Source organism: Paraglaciecola marina, assembly GCF_004360155.1.
Taxonomy (GTDB): Bacteria; Pseudomonadota; Gammaproteobacteria; order Enterobacterales; family Alteromonadaceae; genus Paraglaciecola; species Paraglaciecola marina.
In genome coordinates this window covers 1-1246 of the sequence record NZ_SAIS01000068.1, presented here as the reverse complement: position 1 = coordinate 1246, position 1246 = coordinate 1, and the positions used below count along the sequence as shown (strand labels likewise).

Genomic DNA, 1246 nt, shown 5'->3' with positions numbered 1-1246 from the left:
ACGTTTTGGCGCAGCCAGTGAGTGGTTTTCCGATGACTTGGTTTGTTATGCATTACTAACTCACAATTATCTCTATGTGGTAAATAAGGCAGTTATTTCGAATAAGCCCGTAACCCCAAGAACCATAAAGCCCATTCCAAGAAGACCTATTTGTTTCTAATTCGAATATTTCATCTCCTTCGGTGTAGTGACTTTTTAAGTCTGACAGTCTTTGTCTAAATGTAGAATAGCGATCGGATAGATATCCGTCAGAAGAAAGCCTAGACTCTAGCTCTACCAAAGTTAGTTCACTGGCAACTTTATATAAGGTCGGCTCCATTTCTACACAAGATCCATCATAAAGCATCAGGCTTATAGAACTTCTCCACAGCAAAATATAATGAAGAGCGACAAACGCCATTAAAGCTATCGAAAAATATAAAAGTAACTTTTTATGCATAACGCCCCAAGCAGCGGAAAACGCGAACGCTTTGGCGCAGCCAGTGAGTGATTTTCCGATGACTTGGTTTGTTAGGTGATTTACCTTTGAGCACAATACAACATTTATCTAAAAATATTAAAAATACTGATTGCACTAGCAATGTCCCCTAAATCGTCAAATAAACCAAAAATTTTGAATACTGCTATGTATGTACTTGGATTGGTTAATGCGCTGATAGAAATTAAGGTAAAGATACCAACACCAACATAATTGGCAATATTGCTATCGCTAAATTCTTGAACATGGGATAAAACAAAAAAAGAACCATAACCGAAAAAAAGTGAAAACGGTAATGAGCACAGTAAACCTAAAACCAGAACCTTTAACTTATTGAGCATAGCCATCCGTAGTCACCTAACGCTTACAATAACGGGAAAAGCTGAGCGACAGCGAGGCTTTTTCCCAATGAGCGAAGCGAATGTAGTTTATTGTTTTGTTATATGCCACTAGTCACCTGAAGAACCGCCCGCAATACCATCTCTTGGACCACCGCCAAAGTTTTTGCTCTTTCTTACAGGTGCATCTTGACTGCGGTTTAACAACCATAATCCAATGGCTGCGAAAAACGGGATTAACCAAACAATAAATATTTGAGCACCTTTTTGGAAGGCTTCTAAATCATCACGGCGCACCAAAAATATAGAAACAACTATATTGAGTAGAATCGCAATACCTACGACTAAGTACCAAATTTCAAATTCCATTTAAAAGCTCCCTTGGCATATAACGCCCACATAAAAGGCGAGCGATAGCGAGTCCAGCCCA

Annotated in this window: 3 protein-coding genes; all 3 read right to left on the bottom strand. The window is 38.9% G+C overall.

The window, feature by feature from the left end; all coding sequences use genetic code 11:
• Positions 1 to 55: 55 nt before the first annotated feature.
• The 3 genes from EOK74_RS20685 to EOK74_RS20675 all read right to left on the bottom strand — a co-directional run bounded on the left by EOK74_RS20685 (position 56) and on the right by EOK74_RS20675 (position 1185).
• On the bottom strand, positions 56 to 535 hold the full coding sequence (locus tag EOK74_RS20685) for a hypothetical protein (protein ID WP_133472023.1): 480 nt from the start codon (positions 533 to 535) through the stop codon (positions 56 to 58).
• Between the two features lie 8 nt (positions 536 to 543).
• Positions 544 to 825, bottom strand: a complete 282-nt coding sequence (locus EOK74_RS20680; protein ID WP_133472022.1) for a hypothetical protein — start codon at positions 823 to 825, stop codon at positions 544 to 546.
• A gap of 102 nt (positions 826 to 927) precedes the next feature.
• Positions 928 to 1185, bottom strand: coding sequence for a hypothetical protein (locus EOK74_RS20675; protein ID WP_133472021.1), 258 nt, complete (start codon positions 1183 to 1185; stop codon positions 928 to 930).
• Between the last annotated feature and the right edge of the window lie 61 nt (positions 1186 to 1246).